The sequence below is a fragment of the Paractinoplanes tereljensis genome (assembly GCF_016862435.1).
Taxonomy (GTDB): Bacteria; Actinomycetota; Actinomycetes; order Mycobacteriales; family Micromonosporaceae; genus Actinoplanes; species Actinoplanes tereljensis.
This window is the reverse complement of record NZ_BOMY01000020.1, coordinates 23,452-45,525: the sequence shown is the minus strand read 5'-3', so window position 1 is coordinate 45,525 and position 22,074 is coordinate 23,452. Positions and strand designations below refer to the sequence as shown.

The window sequence follows — 22,074 nt, the reverse complement described above, 5'->3', positions numbered from 1 at the left end:
GCGGTGATCGGGCGCACGGCGGTGTTCCCTGTTCGGCGGACAGGCGGCGACCTCGGCTAGGGCGTGCTGATCCAGCGCCAGTTCAGCTCTTCGACGGTTGGCGCGGGGCCGGGTAGTTCGCCGCCTCGGCGCAGGCCGTCCAGCAGCATTGTCAGGTAGCGGCCGCGTAGCTCGCGGGTGCGCTCGGGGTCCGGGACCCGGGCGGCCGCGCACATCTCCAGCAGCATGGTGAGGTCGGCGGGCACCGCGCCCGGCCGCATGTCCTGTCGCGCCCGGTCGAACAGGGCCTCGGCCAGGATGTTGGCTCGGGTCGCGTCGGCGGTCAGCTGCTCGTCGGGTGGGAACGTGCCGGCCAGGTGCACGGTCAGCGAGTGCACGTCGGCGTCGACCACGCCGCGCACGAACTGCTCGAACGCTGCCCAGTCGCCGGGGATCGCCATTGCCTGCTCGGCCTCGGCGATGAATCGCTGCAGACCGTCGTGGCAGAGCGTGCGCAGCATGTCCTCCTTGGACGCGTACCGCCGGTAGAGCGCGCTGATCCCCACCCCGGCCCGCTCGGCGACGGCCGAGATGGGCGCCCGCTTGTCGGCCAGGAAGACCTCGCGCGCCGCCGCCAGGATGACCTCGTTGTTGCGTGCGGCCTGCCGCGTTCGTCCTGCCGTCGTCATGCCGGCCAATTTAGCAGTGGAACGGATCGTTCCGCTCTGCTAACCTAAAACGGAACGAAGCATTCCGTTCCGGAGTTCGGGGAGACCAACGATGGAAGAGTTCCGCATCGCCATCCCGCAGGCTGACATCGACGATCTGCGCGACCGGCTGGCCCGCACCCGCTGGGGCAGCGAGATCCCCGGCCAGGGCTGGAGCCGCGGCGTCCCGGTCGACTACCTTCGCGCGCTCGCCCGCTACTGGGCCGGCGAGTTCGACTGGCGGGCCGCCGAGCGCCGGCTCAACGCGCTGCCGCAGTTCCGCACCGAGGTCGACGGCCAGCAGCTGCACTTCGCGCACGTCCGCTCCCTGCGCGCGGACGCCACGCCCCTGCTGATCAGCCACGACTGGCCCGGTTCGTTCGCGCTCTACCTGCCGGTCGTCGAGGCGCTGCGCGAGCACTTCCATCTGGTCCTGGTCAGCAACCCGGGCGTCGGGTTCTCCGGGCCGCTGACCTCGGCCGGGTGGACCACGGCTCGCAGCGCGGCCGCGCTGAACGAGATCATGGCCCGGCTCGGTTACTCCCACTACGGCGTGCAGGGCACCGGCGGCGGCGCCGCCATCGCGGTCGAGATGGGCCGCCAGCAGCCGGCCCGGGTGATCGGCGTGCACGTCAACGGCCACATCACGTTCCCGTCCGGCGACCCGTCCGACTTCGACGGCCTCACCGAGGCCGAGCAGGACCGGCTGCGCCGCCTGCAGGAGTTCCGCGACGACAAGATGGGCTTCAACGCCATCCAGTCGACCCGCCCGCAGACCCTCGCGTTCGGCCTGCACGACTCGCCGGTGGGCCAGCTGGCCTGGATCGCCGAGAAATTCAAGGAGTGGACCGACCCGGCCGCCGACGAGCCGGTCGACCGCGACCTGCTGCTGACCAACGTCAGCCTCTACTGGTTCACCGGCACGGCCGGTTCATCGGCCAACCTGTACTGGGAGGCCGCCCACGACCCGACCGCGTGGGCGCCGAAAGAGAAATCGCCGGTCCCGCTGGGCGTAGCTCTCGGCGTCACCGACATCACCATCCGCCGCTACGCGGAACGCGAGGCGCCGGTCACCCACTGGACGGAACTCCCGGCCGGCGGCAACTTCCTCTCCGCAGAGCAGCCCAAGCTGTACGCCGAGGACGTCCACACCTTCTTCACCGCCACACCTCCCGCATAATCCCCGGCGGGTGCTAGTCCTCGCCGGAGAAGCGTTCCCATGCGGACTGCCGGGCTATTCCGAGAGCCGCGCCGATGCGCGCCCAGGTCACCTTCCGCTCCCGCAGGTTGGTGACCAGCCGCTGGAGGCTTGCCTCGGTCTGCGCGCCGGCCGCCGCCACCCGGGGTAGCCGTTCGAGGATCTGTTCGTCGGTCATGCCGCTCTCCCAGGCGGACAGCCCGGCGCCCGCGTCGGAGGGTTCGCCGTGCTCGGACCGGAGGACCTCGTTGCACAGCTCGACGCATTCGTTGCAGATGTAGACGCCGGGGCCGGCGATCACCTTCTCGACGGCCGAGCTCGGTTTGGCGCAGAAGGAGCAGCACAACTGGATGGCCGTCGCGGCGGCGTGCGTTTCGCTGGTCACGGTTTCCTCCGGCGGTCGCAGTCTGTCAGGCAAGCCCTGACAATGTCAGGCTACACCTGACAGACTCGAAGCGGCACTCAGGCTGCCTCGATCGTTCCGCTCTCGTTCAGAGTGTGTGCGCGCCAGTAGACGTCCCACTCGTCGTCCACATGCTTGGGTTCCTTGTCGGCGGGGAACCGCGCGAATCCAGCCGGTGGCTCGTCACTCTTCGGCACGCACTGCCGGCCAGTCCCGCCGACTTGCAGTACCGGATAGTCATCCCCGCCGCAAATAGCATCGAACCCGCAGCCGGCGAGCACCGCCGCCGCGCACGCAGCCACCAGCGCGCCGGCAATCTGGCGTTTGATCATGCTCCACACTCCACCTCGCTGCCCGTCCGAACCACGAATTCTTCCATCGTCGCGGCGGCAGGCTGAGTGCCTCGGCGTGGGGTAAATTGCCGATAAACCATGCAGCGGAGGGCCAGGGCACATGACCGACCGCGCCGATGATCCGATCGCCGTGAAGCTGGGATATCTGTTCGGGGCAAGCGACACCGACCAGGACGGATTTGTCGACTGGAGCGACTACGAGCGCCTGATCAGTCGCTATCTGAACGGGTACGGCATCCCGGCGGCGGACCGCCGGGCCGATGCGCTGCGAGCCGCCTATCAGAAGTACTGGTGGGAGCTGCTGCGGCAGGTGGACGGCGTCGATCGGCTCTCGGAAGAGCAGTTCGTTGTCGCGAACAAGGCTGCGGGCGCCGACCGGAGCCAGTTCACCATGGCCGACGCGGTCCCGCGGGCGATCTTCGACGTGATGGACACGGACGCGGACGACGCCATCAGCAAGCCGGAATACAAGGTGTTCCTGGAAGCGTGGGGTGTGTCGGACCTCGAAGCGCTGAACGTCTTCCTGGAACTGGACACCGATGACGACGGGCGGATCAGCCGCGGCGAATTCATCAGTGCCATCCGGGATTTCTTCACCTCGCCCGAGCTCGACTCGCCCGGCAGCCTCTTCTTCGGCCACATCGAACGCTAGATCGCCGAGTTTCGCCAGGGGTGGAGGGTGTTTTCGATCAAGGCCCACTGTCGGGCCGGATCGGACAGCGGGGAGCGCATGACCACGTGTACCTGTTGGCCCATGGAGATGGACAGGAGTAGGTCTACCAGGGCGGACACCGGGGTGTCGGGGCTCAGGGCGCCGTCGGTGATCGCCTCGCTCAGGTAGCCGCTCAGCTGGGTGCCCCAGATTTCGCCTACGTCGGTCTCGGCGGTGGCCAGGCGGTCGTTTGCCGCCAGGCGGCCCCAGAAACCGACCACCACCTGGGCCTCGTCCAGGGTTTCCTTGGCCAGCGGGAGGATCTCGCGCATCATCGCCTCGATCGCGTCCAGGCCCCGGCGGCCGGCTGCGGCGTCGGCTATCCGGGCGTTGGTGCGTTCGAAGACTCGCTGGTAAGCGGCGGACGCCACCGCGTCGAAGTCGTCGAAGTAGTGCCACAGGGCGCCGGTGCCGATGCCCAGCTCGGCGGCTATCGCCCGGCTGCTGGCGGCCGGCAGGCCCTCCCGGGTCACCACGGCCAGGAACGCCTCGACGATCTCGCTGCGGCGGCGGTCGTGGTCGACGATCTTGGGCACCCGGACCCCTTTCTGTGCGGGACCTAGGTTACCGGAACGTCATACGGCCGTCATTTTTGTCGAGCACATGCTCCATATCTTTTTCTGAGCAGCGCTCAAAATAAGAGGAGCCGCAATGACCAGCCCCCACCCCGGTCCCCGACTCTCCGGCCGTCTCGGCCCCGTGGCCATCGTGTTCATGGTCGTGGCCGCGGCCGCGCCCCTCACCGTCGTGATGGCCAGCCCGATCGGTATCGCCCTGACCAACGGCGGTGGCATCCCCGCCAACTACCTGCTCGCCGGCGTCATCCTTCTGCTGTTCGCGGTCGGCTTCACCACGATGGCCCACCACATGAAGGACGCCGGTGCGTTCTACTCATTCGTCGGCGCCGGACTCGGCCGGCACCTCGGGTCGGCCGCCGCGTTCCTGGCTCTCTTCACCTATCTGGCCATTCAGACCGCGATCTACGCGTACCTCGGGTTCTCGGTCTCCGCCCTCATTTCCACCCTCGGTGGTCCGTCGACGTCGTGGTGGCTGTGGACACTGCTGGCGATCGCGTTCGCGGCGTTCCTCGGGTTCCGGGACATCGACCTGTCGGCCAAGGTGCTCGGGGTTCTGCTCGTGCTCGAAGTCGTGGTCATCGTCGTGCTGTCGGCGGCCGTGGTGATCCGTAACGGGGTGTCGTTCGACTCGTTCAAACCGTCCGTGGTCACCTCGGGGCCGCTCGGGCTCGGCGTGATGATGGCGTTCGGCGGATACAGCGGGTTCGAGTCGACCGCGATCTTCCGGGACGAGGCGCGGGATCCGCAGCGGACCATCCCGCGGGCCACCTACGCGGCGGTCATCGGCATCGGGGTGTTCTACACCCTCGCCACCTGGCTTCTGGTCTGCGCGTGGGGGACCGGGCAGGTGCAGGCGGTCGCCCTCGACCACCTCGCCGCCGGTGACCTCGTGCAGGTCACCGCGGTCGACTACGTCGGGCAGTGGCTGTCCGACACGATCGGCGTGCTGATCTGCACCAGCCTGTTCGCCTGTGCGATCTCCTTCCACAACGTGGTGGCCCGCTATCTGCACTCGCTCGGCCGGTCGCGCCTGGTTCCGGTACGGCTGTCCGCCACCCATCCGGTCCACCAATCGCCGTACGTCGCCTCCGTGCTGGTCACCGTGGTCTCCGCGGTGCTGCTCGGGCTGTGGCTGCTGCTCGGCTGGGACCCGCTCACCCAGGTCTTCACCTGGATCTCGTCGACCGGCGCGCTCGGCATCATGCTGCTGTTCGTGCTGGCGTCGGCCGCCGTGGTGGTGTTCTTCGCCCGCACCAAACTCGACCGGCGGCCGTGGAACACCGTCATCGCGCCGGTGCTGGCCCTGATCGGGCTGGCCATCGTCGGCTGGACCGCGATCAGCAACATCGGCGCGCTCACCGGGTCGACCGACTCGGGACTCAACACCACCCTGATCCTCGCCCCGGTGGTGGCGCTGCTGATCGGCGCCGGGGTCGCCGGCTACGTGCAGCGGCGCAACAAATCGCTCTGGGACGACCTGCGCTTCGAGACCCGCGAAGCCGGCCTGGTCGGCCAGATCACTGAAGGAGCCTCAGCATGACTGTCCACCCCCTGGCGCCGCTGACCGCCGCCGAGATCGACGCGATGCGGACCGCCGTCGAGAAGGAAGGGCTCGGCGGGGACGCGACGCGGTACTCGTACGTCCTGCTGCGTGAGCCCGCCAAGAGTGACGTGCTCGCCGGGCGCGATGATCTCCCGCGCCTGGTTTCCGCCCTGCTGACGGACCTGTCGACCGGGGCGGTCACCGCGGTGGTCGCGGACGTCACCGATGTTCCGTCACTGATTGAGATCAGCGTCCTCGACCCGGCAACCGACGGTGTCGCGCCCAGCCTCGACGAGGACTTCGTGCTGGCGCAGGACATCGTTCTCGCCGACGCTGCTTACGTCGCCGCCCTGGCCGCGCGGGGCATTTCCGACTTGTCCCGGGTAAAGGTCGTGGCCCTGTCGGCCGGGGTCTTCGGCTACGACGACGAGGTCGGGATTCGGGCCTGCCGAGCCCTCGCGTTCTGGCAGGAGTACCCGACCGACTCGGTCTGGGCGCACCCGATCGACGGCATCGTGGCGCACATCGACCTGACCAACCGGAAGATCCTCCGCCTGATCGATACCGGCCACACCAATGTGCCCGCCGAGTCGGGGGACTACCTCGATCCGGCGGTACGCGGACCGGAACGAACCACCCTGCGGCCCATCGAGATCACTCAACCCGACGGGGTCAGCTTCACCCTCGACGGGGACGTGCTCACCTGGGAAGGGTGGAGTGTGCGGCTCGGCTTCAACGGCCGGGAAGGGCTCACCCTGCACGAGGTCGGCTTCGGCGGCCGGCCGATCCTCTACCGGGCGTCGATCAGCGAGATGGTCGTCAACTACGGCGACCCGTCGCCCACCCACGCCTGGCAGAACTACTTCGACGTCGGCGAGTACCAGTTCGGCCGGCTCGCCAACTCGCTCGAACTGGGCTGCGACTGCCTCGGCGAGATCGTCTACCGCTCGGCGACGGTGGCCGACGACCTCGGGCAGGCTCGCGAGATCGGCAACGCGATCTGCATCCACGAGGAGGACTTCGGCGTGCTGTGGAAGCACACCGACATGTTCGCCGGCACCAAGGAGACCCGCCGCCAGCGCCGCCTGGTCATCTCGTTCTTCGTCACGGTCGGCAACTACGACTACGGCTTCTACTGGTACCTGTACCTGGACGGCCGGGTGTCCCTGGAGACCAAGGCCACCGGCATCGTCTTCACCTCGGGTCATCCGGGCGGCGACTATCCGTACGCCACGGAGATCGCGCCCGGCCTCGGCGCCCCCGTCCACCAGCACCTGTTCTGCGCGCGCCTGGACACGATGGTCGACGGGCCGGCCAACGCGGTCGACGAGATCGACATCGCCCGGGTCCCGGTCAGTGACGCCAATCCGTGGGGCAACGCCCTGACCCGCTCGATCACCCGGCTTGACCAGGAAGGTGGAAGGGAGGCCGACAACCGGATCGGCCGAGTCTGGCGGATCTCCAGCACCACGACGGCGAACCGGATGGGCCAGGCACCCTCGTACGTCCTGCATCCCGAGGGCAAGCCGCTGCTGATGGCCGACCCGTCGTCGTCGGCCGTGGCCCGCGCGGGTTTCGCGACCAAGAGCCTGTGGGTCACCCGGTACGCCCCCGACGAGATGTGGGCGGCCGGCGCGGTCGTCAACCAGCATCCGGGCGGGGCCGGCCTGCCGTCCTATGTGAACGCGGGCCGCGACATCGACGGCGAGGACATCGTGGTGTGGCACACTTTCGGCCTGACCCACTTCCCGCGGCTGGAGGACTGGCCCGTGATGCCCGTGGACTACGCCGGCTTCACCCTCTCCCCGGACGGGTTCTTCGACCGCAACCCGACCCTCGACGTCCCGGCGGTGCTGGGCTCCGGCGACCACTGCTGCTCATGAGGCGGCTTGCCGGGCGGGCCGCCGCCGTGCTGGGCGTGGCCGGTTCCCTCGGTCACCTCGCCATGGCCGGCGAGCACGCCCGGCACTCGCCCATTCTGACGGTGGGGATGCTGCTGCTGGCGCTGGTGTGCGCCCGCTGCAGCGTCCATCTGTGGCGGCGGCCGACCGACCTGGGGGCCTGGCGCGACCTGCTGATTCTCGCGGTGGTGATGACCGGGATGCACCTGCTCGCCGGCGGCCTGCCGGCCGCCTTCCTCGCGGTGCCGTTTCTCCAGGCCGCGCTGGGCCTGCTGTCCTATTTGGTACGGGGTATCTCAGCACGAGCACCATCCGGACGCCCTGCTCCCGGAATGCCTGGTCGAGCTCGGTCACGACCGCCTTGCTCTCGTCGTTCCAGGCGTACGACACGTAGACCTCGCGTTGCGGCGTGACGGCCGGCGGCGGCTCCGGCAGCGTGCGTAGCCCCTCCCGCCAGCGCTCGGTCATCTCGCGCCGCAGCGGGGCGAACGCCGGGTTCTCCCGGTGAATGCCGTGCAGCGTCAGGACCAGGTCGAACAGTTCCAGGAAGTGCCGGGAACGGTCGCGGAAGTCGCGGACCTCGCGGCGGCCGAGCCGAGCCCGCTGGTCGCCATCGGGCACGCCGTCGACCAACAGCGGAATGATCGGGGCAGTGCTGCCGCGCCGCAGCCGGGTCGCGAAGCCGGTCGGCCAGGCCGACCAATACGCCGGCGTGCAGATCATCAGTACGGTGTCGTCGTCCCGCAGTTCATCCGGGCCGCCGAGTAGATCGACACCGGCGTCGCGCAGGCTCTGCCGGAACAGGTCGACCCACCGGTCATCCCCGGCGTGGCTCAGGTAGCAGCGGGGTGCGGCGGCACTCCGGGCGTACGCCTTGACCCGCGCGAGGCTGGCCTCGTACTCGCTGCGCAGGTGGGCATTGCCCTCGAGCCGGGCCACGTCCTCGAGGACCCCGGCGGCGGGCCGGCTCACCACGTCGGCGTCGGGCAGCGGCACCTTCTCCCCGCACTCACTGCAGAACAGGAAGCCGCGCCGTTCCCGCCGGCGCTGCACGACGACCGTCCGGTCCTGCCGGTGTCCGTTACCGCAGCTCACCGGGGTGAACCGCGTGACGTCGACATCCCGCTGCACCAGGAACTTCTCGAACAGCGCCTGGAACAGCTGACGGCCGTGATCTGGGGTGGCCGCGCTGTATGACAGCACGAACTCCAGCTCACCCTCGCGCTCCTGGATGACCCGGAGACCGCAGATCTGCCCCCGGTCCAGTTCGAACAGGGTCTGGTTCTGCCACTGCGTCACGCGGGTGAAGAACTGCGAATAACCCAGGAGTACGGCCAGAGCGGCGTAAGAGTTCTCGACCCGGCCCCGAGCGACGTAGGAGACGTCGTCGGCGGTCTCGGCGTCGTCCTGCAGCGGTCGGCGCTGCCGGATCAGACTCGGGAAGATCAGCACGGTCTCGGCGCCGAGCGTCTCCCGGAAGCAGACGTTGTGCCGCAGGAAGCGGACGACGGTCGCGTCGATCAGCACCTCGCGCTCGTCCGGATCCAGCGCGGTCAGCTCGGTGAAGGAGTATTCGCCGGTCAGGAGCGCGCTCTCGTCGATCGCACCCAGCTCGCGCGGGTGCCGGTCGGCGAGCAGGACGATCGACGACGCGAGGTCGGGCAGCAGGCTCGGCACCAGCAGCACCAGTTCGAGACCGGCCGAGCTGCGCAGGATGGCGACGAACCCGTGATTCTCCAGGTGCCCGACGGCGGCGCGCATCTCGTGGGCGGTGAATTGCCACTGTGGATCCGAGGCAGTGAGATCGCGGAAGAGCTGGTCGAAGTCGACCAGAACCGGGCCGGTGGTCGCCCGCTCCTTGAGCGCGAGCACGTAGTCCTTGATCCGCTTGAAAGTGACCGTGGTGACCGTGGCGGCGGCCTGTTCCCAGGGGATCAGTTCGCGGAGGGCGTCGAGCAGCGCCTCCACGCCCTCGCCGGTCTTGGCGCTGGTGGCGATGTAGCCGCCGGCGATGCCGCGTTGCTGGCAGAGCTCACGGAGGTCGGCCTGGGCGAGCACGGAAGTTCCCCGGTCCTGCCGCCCGCCGACCAGCACGGTCGGCGGCAGCTCGCCGCGACCGGCGAGCTGCTCCAGCCAGAAGTCGACGCCCTTGAGGGTCTCGTGCCGGTTGGTCGGGTCGAACATCAGGATGGCCAGGCTGACGCGTTCCAGGAAGATGACGTGCACCGGCCGGTAGACGTGCTGTCCGGCCAGGTCCCAGACGACGGCCTCGCATTCGGTGCCGTCGGGCCGGGTCAGGCCGAGGCTGTCGACGACCCAGAACTGCTGCCCGTGGGTGGACTCGTGCTCCCGGAATTCGTCGTGCGAGAGCCGCCAGCCCAGCCCGGTCTTGCCGACTCCGGAGTCGCCGACCAGTACCAGCTTCGCCGTGGTGTAGCGCACCGTGTCGAGCCCGCTGCTGCCCCGGGCGATCGTGGCGAGGTCCGTGCGAAAGATGAGAAGCTCATTCGCCCGGCCGAGCGCTAGGCGACTGCCGTCCGCCGTGAAGTGCATCCCGAGAAAGTTTCGATCCGGATTGGCCGTGAGGTGGAGGGACGCGAGTTCGCGTCTATCGTCGGCCGAGAAGAACCGGAGGCTGTCGTCCCATGAGGCGGAGACGAGAATGCCTCCGTCCGGCGAAAAGGTGACCCCGCGCGTCTCATCCGTGTGGACTTCGATGCTCGTGATGAGCCGGCCGTTGAACGGATCCCACAGGCGGACTGATTTGTCCTCCGAAGCCGAGGCGAGCAGGTCGCCACGTGGTGACCACGCCAGGCCACCGCTATAGCCGTGGTGTCCTGCAAGGTGGTTGCGGAGTCGGCCGGTTTGGGTGTCCCAGATTCGGATTTCTGGTTCAAACGGCTCGCCGCTGGCGCTAGCGAGGAACCGTGCGTCTGGTGACCATGCGAAAATTAGGTCCTTCGTCTCATCGCCGAATTGATGCAAGGGCTGGCCGTCGCTGGACCGAAGAACCTGGATCGTGGTCTCTCTGAAGATAGCGATTTTCTCCCCGTCCGGGCTGGCGACTACCCCCGTGAGGCCGCCCTCGTCCACCTCCCAGATCATGTCGCGGCTTTCCAGGTTCAGAACGCCGATTCGCCGTCCGTCCGAGACCGCGATCCGCCGGCTGTCGGGCAACCAGCTGAGTCGGCAGTACTCGCCGTCCTGCGACTCCACCTCGATCCACAGTGGGCGATCCTTCGGTGGGCCGACGATGCGAGTCGACTGCCCGCTGTTGAGGTCCAAGACGGCCACCATGTTCCGACCTGACACCCCGATGTAACGGCCGTCCGGCGAAAACTCGACGTCACGGGCCTTTAGGGTCGGAAGGGGAACCCGGGCCAGCAGTTCCACCCCGGCCGGAAGCGGCTGCGTAAGGATGTCTTCTGCTTCACCCATAGTCATCGAGGTTACGCAGTCCGCGAAACGTCAAACCTCCGCCGATTGGGTGACCGGAATCGTGTGAGCGTGCGACGCGGCGGCAACCCCCGGGCTCGGTGTGGTGCGGTGCCGGCCCAGCAGCAGGGCCAGCGCGATGCCGGCCGCGGCCATGATGGCCATCAGGATCGCCGACCGGGACAGCCCCGCCGCGAGCGCGTCGCCCGGGCTCGCCCCGGCCGCCCGCTGCGTCTCGGTAGCGGCCGCATAGACGGTAGCGGTGGCCGCGGTAGCCAGCGACCCCCCGACGTAGCGGGCCATGTTGGAGATTCCCGAGGCCGAGCCGACCTGGTCAGGTGACACCGACGAGGTAGACGCCGACGACGCCGGCCCGTTCGACAGGCCGAGCCCAACGGCCATCACGACCAGCGGCAGGACGAACATCGCGTAGTGCCAGTCGGACTGAGCGAAGCCGAGCGCCCCGAACCCGACCGCCGACAGCACGAACCCGAGGGCGACCGCCTGTCGTGGCCCGATCCGCACGGCGACCGGCGTGATCAGCGGCGTGATCGCGATCATCACGGCGACCGCGGGCAGAGTGGCCAGCCCCGCCTGCAGGGCGCTCATCCCGAACGCGTCCGGGTCCTGGAAGTACAGGCTCAGCACGTACATCAGGCCGTTGATCGTCCCGGCCACCAGCAGGATCGCCAGCGTCGCACCGACCAGCACCATGTTCCGGAACAGAGCCAGGTCGACCAGCGGCGCGGTAACCCGCCGCTCGGCCGCCACGAAGCCGAAAACCCCGAGCACCGCGATCACGAAGCACGACAGCGTGGCCGGCGATGCCCACCCCCAGTCCCCGCCCTCGCTGAGGGCGAGCACCAACGGAACCAGGATGACCGCGATGAGCACGGTCCCGGCCCAGTCGATCGACCGAGGCCGGTGCGGGTCCCGCGACTCACGCACCATGAACAGCGTGATCGGAATGCAGGCAGCCGCGACCGCCGCGTCGATCCAGAACAGCCCCTGCCACCCGGTGGCGTCCACCAGCACCCCGCCGATCAGCGGCCCGGCCGCCCCACCGGCCGCCGAGGCTGCCCCCCACAGGGTGACCGCCTTCATCTGCCCGGTGCCGGACGATTCCACCGACAGCAGGCTCATCCCGCAGGCCAGGATCGTGGAGCCGGCCGCCCCCTGGATCATCCGGCCGGCGATCACCCCGAACGCCTCGGACGAGAGCGCGATGAGAACGCACGACGCCACGAACAGGATCAGGCCGCCGAGGAACACCCGGCGCCGGCCGAACACGTCGCCGAGCGCGCCCGAGGTCACGATGACCGCCGCGCCGACCAGCATGTAGCCGGTCACCGCCCACTGCAGGGTGGAGACCGGCGCGCCCACGTCCTGGCTGATCGCCGGCAGCAGGATGGTGACCGCCGAGGTGTTGGCGTTCACCACCAGAGTCGACACGCAGGCGGCCAGCAGCACACCTGTTCCGGCCTTCACGTCCAGATCGGTCATGGCGCCAGTTTCGGCGGGCGGCCGGGCCGGGCACATCGCTCGGCGCGGATGAGGTCGGGGCGCGGAGCGGCCCAGAGACTGGCCAGGTGACTGAAGCAGCCACCACGACCCGGCAGCGCCGGCTCTCGCTCGCCGCCATCTGCGCGGCGGCCGGGCTGGTCTGGCTGGCCTTCGCCGACCTGGGCGTGGCCATTCCGGCGATGGCCGGGGACCTGCACGCCGACCTGTCCGCCCTGCAGTGGGCGAACAACGCGTTCAGCCTGGTCACCGGCGCCTTGGTGATCGCGGCCGGCAAGTTCGGCGACATCTTCGGCCGCCGCCGGATGCTCGGCCTGGGCATCGTGCTGTTCGCCGGGTTCTCGGTGCTGTGCGCCCTCGCCCCGAACGTCAGCACCCTGATAGCCGGTCGTGCCCTGATGGGTGTCGGCGCCGCCCTGATCCTGCCGGCCACCCTGGCGCTGATCCCGTCGGAGTTCACCGGACCGGCCGAGCTGACCGCGTTCGGCATCTGGCAGGCGGTGGCCTGGGGCGGGCAGGCGGTCGGCCCGGCTATCGGCGGCGTGCTCACCGACGGCCTCGGCTGGCGATGGCTGTTCTGGATCAACCTGCCGCTGGCCGCCATCACCCTCGTCGCGCTGCGGGCCTCCACCCCGGAATCCCGCGACGAGCAGGCCTCCCGCCGCATCGACTGGCCCGGCCTGGTGACCATCGGCCTGGCCATCTTCGCGCTGCTGTTCGCGCTGACCGACGGACCGGCCGCCGGGTGGGGGGACCCGCTGATCGTCGGCCTGCTGGCCGCGGCCGTCCTGCTTGCCATCGCCTGGTACGCCGTGGAAAAGCACGCCGAAGAACCGCTGGTCAAGCTGGCCATGTTCAAACTGCGGTCCTACGACGCGGCGCTGACCGCGAACCTGGTGATGAACCTGGCCTTCGCCGGCCTCAGTTACCTGCTGGTGCTGTGGCTGCAGAACGTGCGCGGCTACGACGCCGTCGAGGCCGGCCTGCTGATGCTGCCGTCCACCCTGGGCATCTTCGTGTTCATCCCGCGCGGGGCTCGGCTGGAGTCGCGGCGGGGCGGGCGGATGCCCGTACTCCTGGGGCTGGCTGTCCTCGCCGCCGGCCTGGCCGTTCTCGGCTTCCTGCACCCCGACGCGAGCCTGTGGGTGATGGCCGCCAGCCTGTTGATCGTGGGGGTCGGCCTGGGCCTGTTGTCCACACCGATCTCCAACACCGCGGTCGGCGCGGTGCCGGCCGACCTGGCCGGCGCGGCGGCCGGCGTCTTCAAGATGTCCAGCATGGTCGGCGGTGCCCTCGGCATCGCCGTGCTCTCCGCCGTGACCAGGGGTCTCGCGGCGGGGGAGAGCACCGGCGCGATGCGCGACGCGGGGCTGAACCAGTCGCAGATCGACGCCGCCACGAATGCCCTGGTCGGTTCGTCGTCGTTCGAGGCCGCGATCGCGTCGCTGCCGCCGGACGTCGGCCGGGCGGTCACCACCGCGGCGGCGAACGCGTTCACCGGCGGCATCGCCGGCGCCCTGCTGGTCAGCGCCGCGATCGCGGTGGTGGCGATGGCAATTGTTCGATTCGTGTGGCCGGGACAACAGTGAAGGGGAGACGCCGTGTCCGAGGAACTCCGCAGCCGGATCAAGGCACTGATGCCGCAGGCCCGGGACGACCTGGCCGCCATGGTCGCGTACCGGTCGGTGCACGACGCCGCCCAGTTCCCGCCGGCCGAGTGCGAGGGCATGGTCGACTGGCTGGTCGGCACGTTCGGCGACCTGGGCTTCGCCGACGTCGCCGCCTACCCGACCCCGGACGGCAGCCAGGCCGTCTGCGGCTCCCGGCCCGGCCCGCCCGGCGCGCCGACCGTGCTGCTCTACTTCCACCACGACGTGCAGCCACCGCTCGACCCCGCCGCCTGGCGCACCCCGGTCTGGGAGCTCACCGACCGCGACGGGCGCTGGTACGGCCGGGGCGCGGCCGACTGCAAGGGCAACATCGCCACCCACCTGACCGCGCTGCGCGCCCTGTCCGGCGAGCTGCCGGTCACCGTCAAGATCGTCGGCGAGGGCTCGGAGGAGCAGGGTACCGGCGGCCTGGAGGCCTTCGTTCCGGCGAACGCCGAGCTGCTGCGGGCCGACGCGATCCTGGTCTGCGACGCCGGTAACGCGGCGGTCGGGCAGCCGGCCGTCACCAGCAGCCTGCGCGGCCTGGCCAACGTCGTGGTCAGCGTCGACTCGATGGCCGGCCCGATGCACTCCGGCATGTTCGGCGGCGCCGCCCCCGACGCGCTCGCCGCCCTCATCCACATGCTCGCCACGCTCCGCGACGCCCACGGCAACACCACCATCCGCGGACTCGACGCGACCCAGAGGTGGCCCGGCGCCGACTACTCGCCCGCTCAGTTCCGGGTGGACGCCGGCCTGCTCGACGGGGTGGGCCTGCTCGGCGACGGCCGGGTCGCCGACATGGTCTGGGCCCGGCCCGCGGTGACCGTGCTCGGCATCGACTGCCCGCCGGTCGTCGGCTCGTCGGCGGCCATCCAGCCGCACGCCCGGGCCCGGATCAACCTGCGGGTCCCACCCGGTATGAACGCCAAACACGCCCAGGACGCCCTGATCGACCAGCTGCGGGCGGCCGCGCCCTGGGGGGTCCGGGTGAGCGTCGAGCGGGAGGCCGACGGCGAGCCGTTCACCGGCGCCACCAGCGGCCCGGCGTTCGAGACGATGACCGCGGCGATGCGTGAGGCGTACGGGCGGCCGGCCGTGACCGAGGGGCAGGGCGGCTCGATCCCGCTGTGCAACGTCTTCCGCGACACCTTCCCGGACGCCGAGATCATGCTGATCGGGGTGGAGGAGCCGCGTTGCCTGATCCACGCCCCGAACGAGAGCGTCGACCCGTCCGAGATCGAGAACATGGCCCTGGTCGAGGCGCTGTTCCTGCGGAACTATGCGGCCGAGCGGCGATGACGAGCGGCGCCTGCTGGAGTTCCTGCTGTTCCTCGGCAGCGCGCTGACGGCGGCCGGCGAGGCGGTCAACCAGATCGAGGACCACCTGCGCGCGGTGGCCGCCGCCTACGGCGCGCCGGACGCCCGGGTCAGCGTGCTGCCCACGTACCTGGTGGTGGCCCTGGAACCCGGGCGGGCCGCGACCATCGAACCCACCCGCCAGCTGCGCGGCGGGTTGCGGCTGGACCAGACCGCCGCGCTGTACGGCGTACTGCGCGCGGCCGGCCCGGACCTCCCGCCGGACCAGGGGAGCCACCGGGTCCTTCAGATCGTCGAGCAGCAGCCCCGGTTCGGCCGCCGGCTCACCGTCGCCGGGCACGCCCTGCTCACCGCCGGCATCTGCCTGGTGCTCCAGCCGACCTGGGGCGACCTGGTCCTGGCCACCCTGTTCGGCCTGTTCGTCGGGGTGCTCAAGCAGCTCGGCGCCCGCTGGCGGAGCATTCAGCTGATCCTGCCGGTCGCGGTGGCCTTCCTGGTCGCCTCGATCACCTTCCTGCTGGCCGGCCCCGGCTGGGCCGACGCCGACCTGCGCGCGATGATCGCCCCGCTGGTCACCTTCCTGCCCGGCGCCGCCCTGACGATGGCCGTCGTCGAGCTGTCGGCCGGCGAGATGATCACCGGGGCGAGCCGGCTGGTCTCCGGCGGCCTGCAGCTGATGCTGCTGGCCTTCGGCATCACCGCCGCCACCGAGGTGGTGCACGTGCCGGCCGCCGAGAAGCTGATCGACGCCCCGCAGAACCTGATCGGCTGGTGGGCGCCCTGGCTGGGAGTGCTGGTCCTCGGAGTCGGCACCTACCTGTTCCACTCGGCGCCGAAGCACTCGCTGCCCTGGCTGCTGCTGGTGCTGATCGCCGCCTGGCTCGGCCAGTACCTCGGCAGCCAGGTCTTCGGCGGCTACCTGAGCGGCTTCTTCGGCGCGCTCGCGATGACCCCGGTCGCCTACTTCGTCGAGCGCCGCCCCACCGGGCCGCCCGCCCTGGTGTCCTTCCTGCCGGCGTTCTGGCTGCTGGTGCCGGGTGCGCTCGGCCTCATCGGCGTCACCGAATACCTGGACCAGAACGCCATTGCCGCCGCCGAGGATCTGATCGCGACCATCTGGTCGATGATCGCCATTGCCCTGGGCGTTTTATGCGGATATCCCATATATCGTTCGCTGGCCCGGCTCATTGCCGGGAAATAAAGCGCAAAATCAACAGATGGATGCCGTACGGCTACGGCCGCTTGTTTTCGAGGATTGGCCGATGGTGCACGGCTGGGCCAAGCTGCCCGAGATGTCCCGCTACCAGGCCTGGGGGCCGAACACCGAGGCCCAGACCCAGTCCTTCGTACGCGAGTCCGCCGCCCTGTGGCACAGCCGGCCGCAGACCAGTTACCCGCACGCGGTCCTCGCCGACGACCAGGTCGTCGGCATCGCCGACCTGCACCTGCGCGGCCCCTCGTCGGGGGAGATCGGTTACGGCATCCACCCGGCGCGCTGGGGTCAGGGCCTCGCCGGGGTGGCCGCCCAGGAGTTGCTGCGCCAGGCCTTCACCGAGCGTGGCCTGCACCGGGTGTACGCCACCTGCGACCCGCGCAACGTGGCCTCGAGCCGGGTCCTGATCAAGATCGGCATGCGGTACGAGGGCCGGATGCGCGAGACCATGCGGATCGACGACGGCTGGCGCGACTCCGACCTGTACGCGATCCTCGAGCCGGAGTGGCGGGCCTAGTCGTCGCTCAACGCCCGGGTGAGCTCGGTGGCGTACCGCTCCGCCACGCTGATGCTGTCCAGCGCGATCGTCCGGCGGGCGCCGAGGCCGATCCGGCCGGCCGGGCGCAGCCGTTCACGGACCTGCAGCATGGCCGCCAGATGCTCGTCGAGCAGGTTAATCACGAAGGCCGATAGATCCGGTTCCGTGTCGATCGTCATTTCCCACTCCCGCGTGACAGAGCAGCAACATTCTCATCTTCATGCAAGACTTTGTTTGGCGACGGGAACTCTGATTTTTCCCTCGCGATCAAGAGCACACCTCCTTCCCGGCGGATGATTAACGTCGTAAGGTGGTCCGGCGGCCGAACGCCACGGTAACGAAGGGTGACGCGATGCGCGGCACTGTGCTGGAGGTCCGGACGAGCGCCGACGGGAGCGTCGTGATCACTCCCCATGGCATCGTCGGGCTGGACAAAGCGGTCGAACTTCGTCAGGTTCTGGTGCATACGGTCCGCCGCGTGCGCCCGTTGCGCCTGATAGTCGACCTCGCCGACGTTCCCGAGCTCGACCCGATCAACGTCGGCTCGGTGGCCGCCGCCTGCAGCATGGGCGATGATCATCAGGTGGCTGTGTTCGTGCACAATCCCATTCCGCTACTCGCCCTGCAGCTCTCCGCCGCGGGGGTTCCGCACCAGCGGATGCGCAATTCGGCGCCCCTTAGTTGAACGACGGATGGCCGCGCGGTTAACGGCCGGATATGTTGATCACCCGGCGATTCCGGAATTGCGGCCGTCCATTACCGTGACGCCGTGCCCGCAGTTATCGAGGCGACCCGCACCATTGCCCGCCGCGCCGTCCGGCCGGAAACTCCCGCCCGGCTGCGCCTCTGGGCCACGCTGACCGTCCTCACCGCCGTCGCCCTGCTCGTCTCGCTCAGCCTGCTGATGGCCCGGGTGCAGCAGCAGGTCCGGATCATCGGCGACGAGGCCGCCCCGCAGGCCGCCACCGCCGCCGACCTCTACTTCGCCCTCAGCGACATGGACGCCCAGGTCGCCCGGATGGTCCTGACCGCCGACCGCGACGAGTTGGCCGGCAGCCAGATCGACGCGCTCGGCACCTACCAGGAACGCAGCCGCCAGGTCGACGCGGACGTGCAGAAGGCCCTGAGCGCCGAGAGCGACCACGACCGGGTCCTGGAGCTGATGGGCCACCTGGCCACCTACCGCGAGCGGGTCTGGCAGACCCTCACGGCCGGCGACGCCGCCGCCGGTTACTACACGCAGGCGACAAACGTGCTGCACCTCGACCTGCTGCCGGCCGCGAAGGACCTGCGCGACAGCAGCACGGAACGACTTTCCCAGGCGTACGCCCGGAAGAGCGCGACCGAAGGCTGGGCCGTGACCGTCGCGGTCGGGCTGGGGGCCGCCCTGCTGATTTTGCTCGTCGCCCTGCAGGTGTGGCTGGCCCGCCGGTTCCGGCGGGTCTTCAGTCCCGCCCTGCTGACCGCGACGGCCCTGACCGTCGCCCTGATCATTCCGGCCGTCGCGGTGCTGACCCTGCAGGCGTCCCGGCTGTCCGAGGCCCGCGACGACAGCCTCACGCCGTTCCTGGCCCTGTCCCGGGCGCGGGCGATCAGCTACGACGCGGCGGCGGACACGAGTCGCTTCCTGATCAGCGACAACCTGGCCTACTACGACGACGACTTCAAGCGAAAGTCCACCTGCCTGGCCGCAGGCGGCTCGTGCGGTCCCACGGCCGACGAGATCGAGGGCGGCCTGCCGTCGGTGGTGGGCGGCCCCGATGTCAGCCCGTTCGACCGCGACCAGGTGCTGACCCGCTGGCAGGCCTACCGCACCGACCACGAGCGGATCGTCGGCCTGGCCCGCGGTGGCAAGGAGGAAGAGGCGGTGGGCGCCCTGACCGGCATCCGCCGGGGCGACGCCTCGTTCGACTTCGCCTACTTCGACGCCGCCGTGGCCGATATAACGGCGGCCCGCTCGACCGAGTTCGATCAGGCCTTGAGCGACGCGAAGCTGGTCCTGACCGGCTGGCCGTGGATCCCGGTCGCGGTCCTGGGTCTGGTGATTTTCCTGGTCCCCCTGGCCGTCCGGCGCCGCTTCGCCGAATACCGCTGACCCGTGACCGTCGATGTCGCTGCGGTCCGCGGTTGCCGCTCCGCCGCCTGCCTGACCGATGCCCGCTGAGGAGAGAGCAATGAGACTTCGAGCGCTGGGACTGATCGCCCTCGTGGCGCTCGCCGGGTGTGACACGCCCCGGTCGGAGGCGGCCACCCCGATCGCGTGCGCTTCCGGGAAGATCGCCGGGCAGGGTTCGTCGGCGCAGGCCAACGCGGTCAGCGCCTGGATCCGGAACTACCAGGTGAGCTGCGCCGACGCGACCGTCGAATATGCCAGCGTCGGCTCCGGGGCCGGGCTGACCGCCTTCATCGCCGGGACCGGGGACTTCGCCGGCACCGACTCACCGCTGTCGGCCGAGGACCAGCCCAAGGCGAACGCCCGCTGCGGCGCCGGCCCGGCGATCCACCTGCCGATGGTGGTCGGCCCGATCGCGCTGGCCTTCAACGTCGCCGGCGTGGACAGTCTCCGGCTGGCCCCCGACACGATCGCCCGCATCTTCACCGGCCGCATCACGTCCTGGAACGACCAGGAGATCCGCCGCGACAACCCCGGCGTCTCCCTCCCGGCGACCCCGATCCGCACCGTGCACCGCGCGGATAGTTCCGGCACCACCGACAACTTCACGAAGTTCCTGGCGGCCACCGCCCCCGCGGACTGGCCGCACGGCTCCGGCAGCGCCTGGAAGGCCCCCGGTGGCACCGCCCAGAAGGGCAGCAACCGCGTGGTCTCCGCGATCGAACGCTCGGACGGCGCGATCGGCTACGTAGAGGCCTCCTACGCCCGCTTCCACAACCTTCCGATCGCCAGCGTGGGCAACGCGGCCGGCAAGTACGTGACGCTCAGCGACGCAGCCGCCGGCAGCATGGTCAGCGGCGCAAAGATCACCGGCACCGCCGGCGACCTGCAGCTGGCCATCGACTACAAAACGGTCTCCACCGACGCCTACCCGCTGGTCCTGGTGACCTACGAGGTGGTCTGCAAGGCCGGCGCACCGGGCCTGGTCAAGAGCTTCCTGACGTACGCCTCAAGCCGAACCGGCCAGTCCGCAGCAACGAGGCTCGGCTACGCCCCCTTGCCCGACGCACTCCGCGACCAGGTGGCCCAGGCGGTAGCCGCTCTCTGAATCACCCGGACGGTCCCGCAACAGCCACGAAAGTGGACCTCGTAGCGCGGATCCGCCGCGATAGCGAGGGGCAGGCAGGCGGAGCCGCCGTGCCGTCACGGCCTCGGCAAAGGCCGACCGCGCGCTGGCCGCCGGCTCGGCTCCGATCGAGATCAGCCGTGTAGACCTAGCGGAGTTGCTGTTCGGAGCTGACAGCAACTCGGCAAGGTCGACAACGCACCTCGCCCGCTGCGCGGCGTGCGGATGGATCGTGGAGAGTTCCTGCTCCGAGCGAGCAGGAACTTCGCAAGGTCAACTTGCCGGTTCGCGGAATGTCGCCCTTACGTGGAGACGGCGATGCCCGGCGGTCTGGGACCGCCGGGCATCGTGTGGTTTGTCCGGCCGCCGGTTGTGGCGTGGCCGGGACTGGGCCGTCAGGCCGCTTCGGCCAGCTGCTTGGCGCGCTCGGGCCAGGTCGCCACGGTGGGGGACAGGCGCATGCCGGCCGCGGCGATCGCGGCCTTCAGGGTGGCCACATCGGAGTCGGCCAGCTTGTCGAACGTGGTGATGCCGGCGACAGCTAGTGCCATCGCCATCTTCGGGCCGATGCCGGTGATCTTGGTGAGGTCGTCCGGCTCGGTGATGGTCGCTACCGCGACCGGCGCGGGGGCAGCCTCTACCTGCTCGGTCTCGGCCGGGCCGGGAACGGCCGCGACGACGACGGGCGCGGCGGCGACCGGCTCGGGCTCCGCGACGGCGACCGGCTCCGGCTCGGCGACGGCGACGGCGACCGGCTCTGGCTCGACGACGGCGACGGGCTCGGCGACCGCAACCGGCTCGGGCTCGGCGACAACCACCGGCTCCGGGTCGGCAACAGCAACAGGCTCGGGGACGGCGACCGGCTCGGGCTCCGCGGCAACGGCCACGGGCTCCGGAACGACCTCGACCTGCGGCTCCTCGACGGGCTCGGCGGCGACCGGCTCCTCGACCGCGACCGGCTCCTCGACGGCGACCGGGTCCGGGGTGAGCTCCGGCTCGTCGACAACTGCGACGGCCTCCTCAGTGGCCGGCGTCGTGGGGGCCGGGTCCTCGACGACTACGGCCTGTTCGGCGATCGCCGCCTCGGTCTCGGCGGGGGCGGCCTCGGTGGCCGTGGTGGTCTCGTCGGCGGAGGCGGCGACGACGCCGGCCTCCGGGGTGGTGGCGGGCTGCGTGGTGGCCCGGCGGGACCTCAACAGCCAGCCGCCGAGCAGGCCGATTGCGAGCCCGGCTACGAAAAAGAGAAACGAAGCCATGAAAGGGCCTCCGGGACAATGAGAGCTGCGGATGTAGCGCGCATGTTTGCACATCCCCTCGTTTGCGCACCATGAGGGTGGTGTGCCAGCGCAGTTCATACAACGAGCAAGCTCACGAGCCGTCATGCCGTGACTACCGTTCGACGACCGTGCGACCGGAAGCTCCCGTTTAGACCAGCCCGGCCAGGTCTTCGGGGGCACGCATCCGCCACGCGTCGGTAACAAGTTCTTCTAATCTCGTTGCCGAAACCTGGGACAGTCGGACCATCACCAGCGGCAGGCCGTCGTAGCCGGGGGTGGTGAAGAACAACCCGGGCTCACCGAGCAGCAGGGCCTGCTTCTCCGCCTCGTCGCCGACGTAGAGGACCGCGATGTCGGTGCGGATGACCCGGGGCTTGCCGGGCAGTCGCTCCGGATAGGACCAGATGAAGCCCTTGTTGCCCACCCGGAAGTCGAATCCGTCGCTGTCGATCTCCATCACGTGCGGCAGCTTCAGCGCCAGCCGCCGCACCTCCTCGGCCCCAGCCAT

Annotated in this window: 20 protein-coding genes and 1 pseudogene; 11 read left to right on the top strand and 10 right to left on the bottom strand. The window is 69.9% G+C overall.

Annotated elements, in window-relative coordinates:
- Positions 1-56 precede the first annotated feature (56 nt).
- Positions 57-668: a TetR/AcrR family transcriptional regulator gene (locus tag Ate02nite_RS13640; protein WP_203805224.1), complete on the bottom strand. Its 612-nt coding sequence runs from the start codon at positions 666-668 to the stop codon at positions 57-59.
- A gap of 91 nt (positions 669-759) precedes the next feature.
- Between Ate02nite_RS13640 and Ate02nite_RS13635 the strand changes: the two genes are divergently transcribed.
- A complete protein-coding gene (locus tag Ate02nite_RS13635; protein WP_203805222.1) occupies positions 760-1,866 on the top strand; it encodes an epoxide hydrolase family protein in 1,107 nt (368 codons plus the stop codon).
- A 13-nt stretch (positions 1,867-1,879) separates the two neighbouring features.
- On the opposite strand, the gene Ate02nite_RS49980 is transcribed toward Ate02nite_RS13635, so the two are convergent.
- Both Ate02nite_RS49980 and Ate02nite_RS13625 read right to left on the bottom strand, forming a co-directional pair.
- Positions 1,880-2,269 carry a ClpX C4-type zinc finger protein gene (locus Ate02nite_RS49980; protein ID WP_203805220.1) on the bottom strand — a complete coding sequence of 130 codons (390 nt, stop codon included), beginning with the start codon at positions 2,267-2,269 and terminating at the stop codon, positions 1,880-1,882.
- A gap of 77 nt (positions 2,270-2,346) precedes the next feature.
- Positions 2,347-2,619, bottom strand: a complete 273-nt coding sequence (locus Ate02nite_RS13625; RefSeq protein ID WP_203805218.1) for an SCO0607 family lipoprotein — start codon at positions 2,617-2,619, stop codon at positions 2,347-2,349.
- A 121-nt stretch (positions 2,620-2,740) separates the two neighbouring features.
- On the opposite strand from Ate02nite_RS13625, the gene Ate02nite_RS13620 reads away from it, so the two are divergent.
- Positions 2,741-3,292 (top strand): EF-hand domain-containing protein, encoded by a 552-nt coding sequence (locus tag Ate02nite_RS13620; protein WP_203805216.1) that lies wholly within the window; start codon positions 2,741-2,743, stop codon positions 3,290-3,292.
- On the opposite strand, the gene Ate02nite_RS13615 is transcribed toward Ate02nite_RS13620, so the two are convergent.
- Positions 3,289-3,888 (bottom strand): TetR/AcrR family transcriptional regulator, encoded by a 600-nt coding sequence (locus tag Ate02nite_RS13615; protein WP_203805214.1) that lies wholly within the window; start codon positions 3,886-3,888, stop codon positions 3,289-3,291. The genes Ate02nite_RS13620 and Ate02nite_RS13615 overlap by 4 nt on opposite strands.
- A 115-nt stretch (positions 3,889-4,003) precedes the next feature.
- Between Ate02nite_RS13615 and Ate02nite_RS13610 the strand changes: the two genes are divergently transcribed.
- The gene (locus Ate02nite_RS13610) at positions 4,004-5,470 is read left to right on the top strand and encodes an APC family permease (protein WP_203805212.1); all 1,467 of its coding nucleotides are present in this window, start codon (positions 4,004-4,006) and stop codon (positions 5,468-5,470) included.
- Positions 5,467-7,356, top strand: coding sequence for a primary-amine oxidase (locus Ate02nite_RS13605; RefSeq protein WP_203805210.1), 1,890 nt, complete (start codon positions 5,467-5,469; stop codon positions 7,354-7,356). The genes Ate02nite_RS13610 and Ate02nite_RS13605 overlap by 4 nt, the downstream gene beginning before the upstream one ends.
- Here the strand turns inward: Ate02nite_RS13605 and Ate02nite_RS13600 are convergent.
- The 3 genes and pseudogenes from Ate02nite_RS13600 to Ate02nite_RS13595 all read right to left on the bottom strand — a co-directional run bounded on the left by Ate02nite_RS13600 (position 7,351) and on the right by Ate02nite_RS13595 (position 12,312).
- Positions 7,351-9,927: a hypothetical protein gene (locus Ate02nite_RS13600; protein WP_239147378.1), complete on the bottom strand. Its 2,577-nt coding sequence runs from the start codon at positions 9,925-9,927 to the stop codon at positions 7,351-7,353. The genes Ate02nite_RS13605 and Ate02nite_RS13600 overlap by 6 nt on opposite strands.
- Before the next feature lie 42 nt (positions 9,928-9,969).
- Positions 9,970-10,479 (bottom strand): annotated as a pseudogene (locus Ate02nite_RS49820) (WD40 repeat domain-containing protein); the annotation flags it as partial.
- A gap of 363 nt (positions 10,480-10,842) precedes the next feature.
- The gene (locus tag Ate02nite_RS13595) at positions 10,843-12,312 is read right to left on the bottom strand and encodes an MFS transporter (RefSeq protein ID WP_203805206.1); all 1,470 of its coding nucleotides are present in this window, start codon (positions 12,310-12,312) and stop codon (positions 10,843-10,845) included.
- An 86-nt stretch (positions 12,313-12,398) separates the two neighbouring features.
- Here Ate02nite_RS13595 and Ate02nite_RS13590 point away from each other — a divergent pair, with 86 nt between their 5' ends.
- From Ate02nite_RS13590 to Ate02nite_RS13575, 4 genes are read left to right on the top strand one after another with little or no spacing between them, the layout of a single operon-like run.
- Positions 12,399-13,919, top strand: coding sequence for an MFS transporter (locus tag Ate02nite_RS13590; protein ID WP_203805204.1), 1,521 nt, complete (start codon positions 12,399-12,401; stop codon positions 13,917-13,919).
- A 12-nt stretch (positions 13,920-13,931) separates the two neighbouring features.
- Positions 13,932-15,281 carry a dipeptidase gene (locus Ate02nite_RS13585; protein WP_239147377.1) on the top strand — a complete coding sequence of 450 codons (1,350 nt, stop codon included), beginning with the start codon at positions 13,932-13,934 and terminating at the stop codon, positions 15,279-15,281.
- Positions 15,262-16,500 carry a threonine/serine exporter family protein gene (locus tag Ate02nite_RS13580; protein ID WP_203805202.1) on the top strand — a complete coding sequence of 413 codons (1,239 nt, stop codon included), beginning with the start codon at positions 15,262-15,264 and terminating at the stop codon, positions 16,498-16,500. The genes Ate02nite_RS13585 and Ate02nite_RS13580 overlap by 20 nt, the downstream gene beginning before the upstream one ends.
- Positions 16,501-16,516: 16 nt before the next feature.
- On the top strand, positions 16,517-17,029 hold the full coding sequence (locus Ate02nite_RS13575; RefSeq protein ID WP_203805200.1) for a GNAT family N-acetyltransferase: 513 nt from the start codon (positions 16,517-16,519) through the stop codon (positions 17,027-17,029).
- On the opposite strand, the gene Ate02nite_RS13570 is transcribed toward Ate02nite_RS13575, so the two are convergent.
- Positions 17,026-17,229 carry a hypothetical protein gene (locus Ate02nite_RS13570; protein WP_203805198.1) on the bottom strand — a complete coding sequence of 68 codons (204 nt, stop codon included), beginning with the start codon at positions 17,227-17,229 and terminating at the stop codon, positions 17,026-17,028. The genes Ate02nite_RS13575 and Ate02nite_RS13570 overlap by 4 nt on opposite strands.
- Positions 17,230-17,402: 173 nt before the next feature.
- Between Ate02nite_RS13570 and Ate02nite_RS13565 the strand changes: the two genes are divergently transcribed.
- The 3 genes from Ate02nite_RS13565 (at position 17,403) to pstS (ending at position 20,271) form a co-directional block, all read left to right on the top strand.
- Positions 17,403-17,735, top strand: a complete 333-nt coding sequence (locus Ate02nite_RS13565; RefSeq protein ID WP_203805196.1) for a hypothetical protein — start codon at positions 17,403-17,405, stop codon at positions 17,733-17,735.
- An 84-nt stretch (positions 17,736-17,819) separates the two neighbouring features.
- The gene (locus tag Ate02nite_RS13560) at positions 17,820-19,145 is read left to right on the top strand and encodes a GlnX family signal transduction membrane protein (protein WP_239147375.1); all 1,326 of its coding nucleotides are present in this window, start codon (positions 17,820-17,822) and stop codon (positions 19,143-19,145) included.
- Between the two features lie 79 nt (positions 19,146-19,224).
- Positions 19,225-20,271, top strand: coding sequence for a phosphate ABC transporter substrate-binding protein PstS (gene pstS, locus Ate02nite_RS13555; protein ID WP_203805194.1), 1,047 nt, complete (start codon positions 19,225-19,227; stop codon positions 20,269-20,271).
- Between the two features lie 413 nt (positions 20,272-20,684).
- Here pstS and Ate02nite_RS13550 read toward each other — a convergent pair whose 3' ends face one another.
- On the bottom strand, positions 20,685-21,545 hold the full coding sequence (locus Ate02nite_RS13550; protein ID WP_203805192.1) for a helix-hairpin-helix domain-containing protein: 861 nt from the start codon (positions 21,543-21,545) through the stop codon (positions 20,685-20,687).
- Between the two features lie 169 nt (positions 21,546-21,714).
- Positions 21,715-22,074: an MmcQ/YjbR family DNA-binding protein gene (locus Ate02nite_RS13545; protein ID WP_203805190.1), complete on the bottom strand. Its 360-nt coding sequence runs from the start codon at positions 22,072-22,074 to the stop codon at positions 21,715-21,717.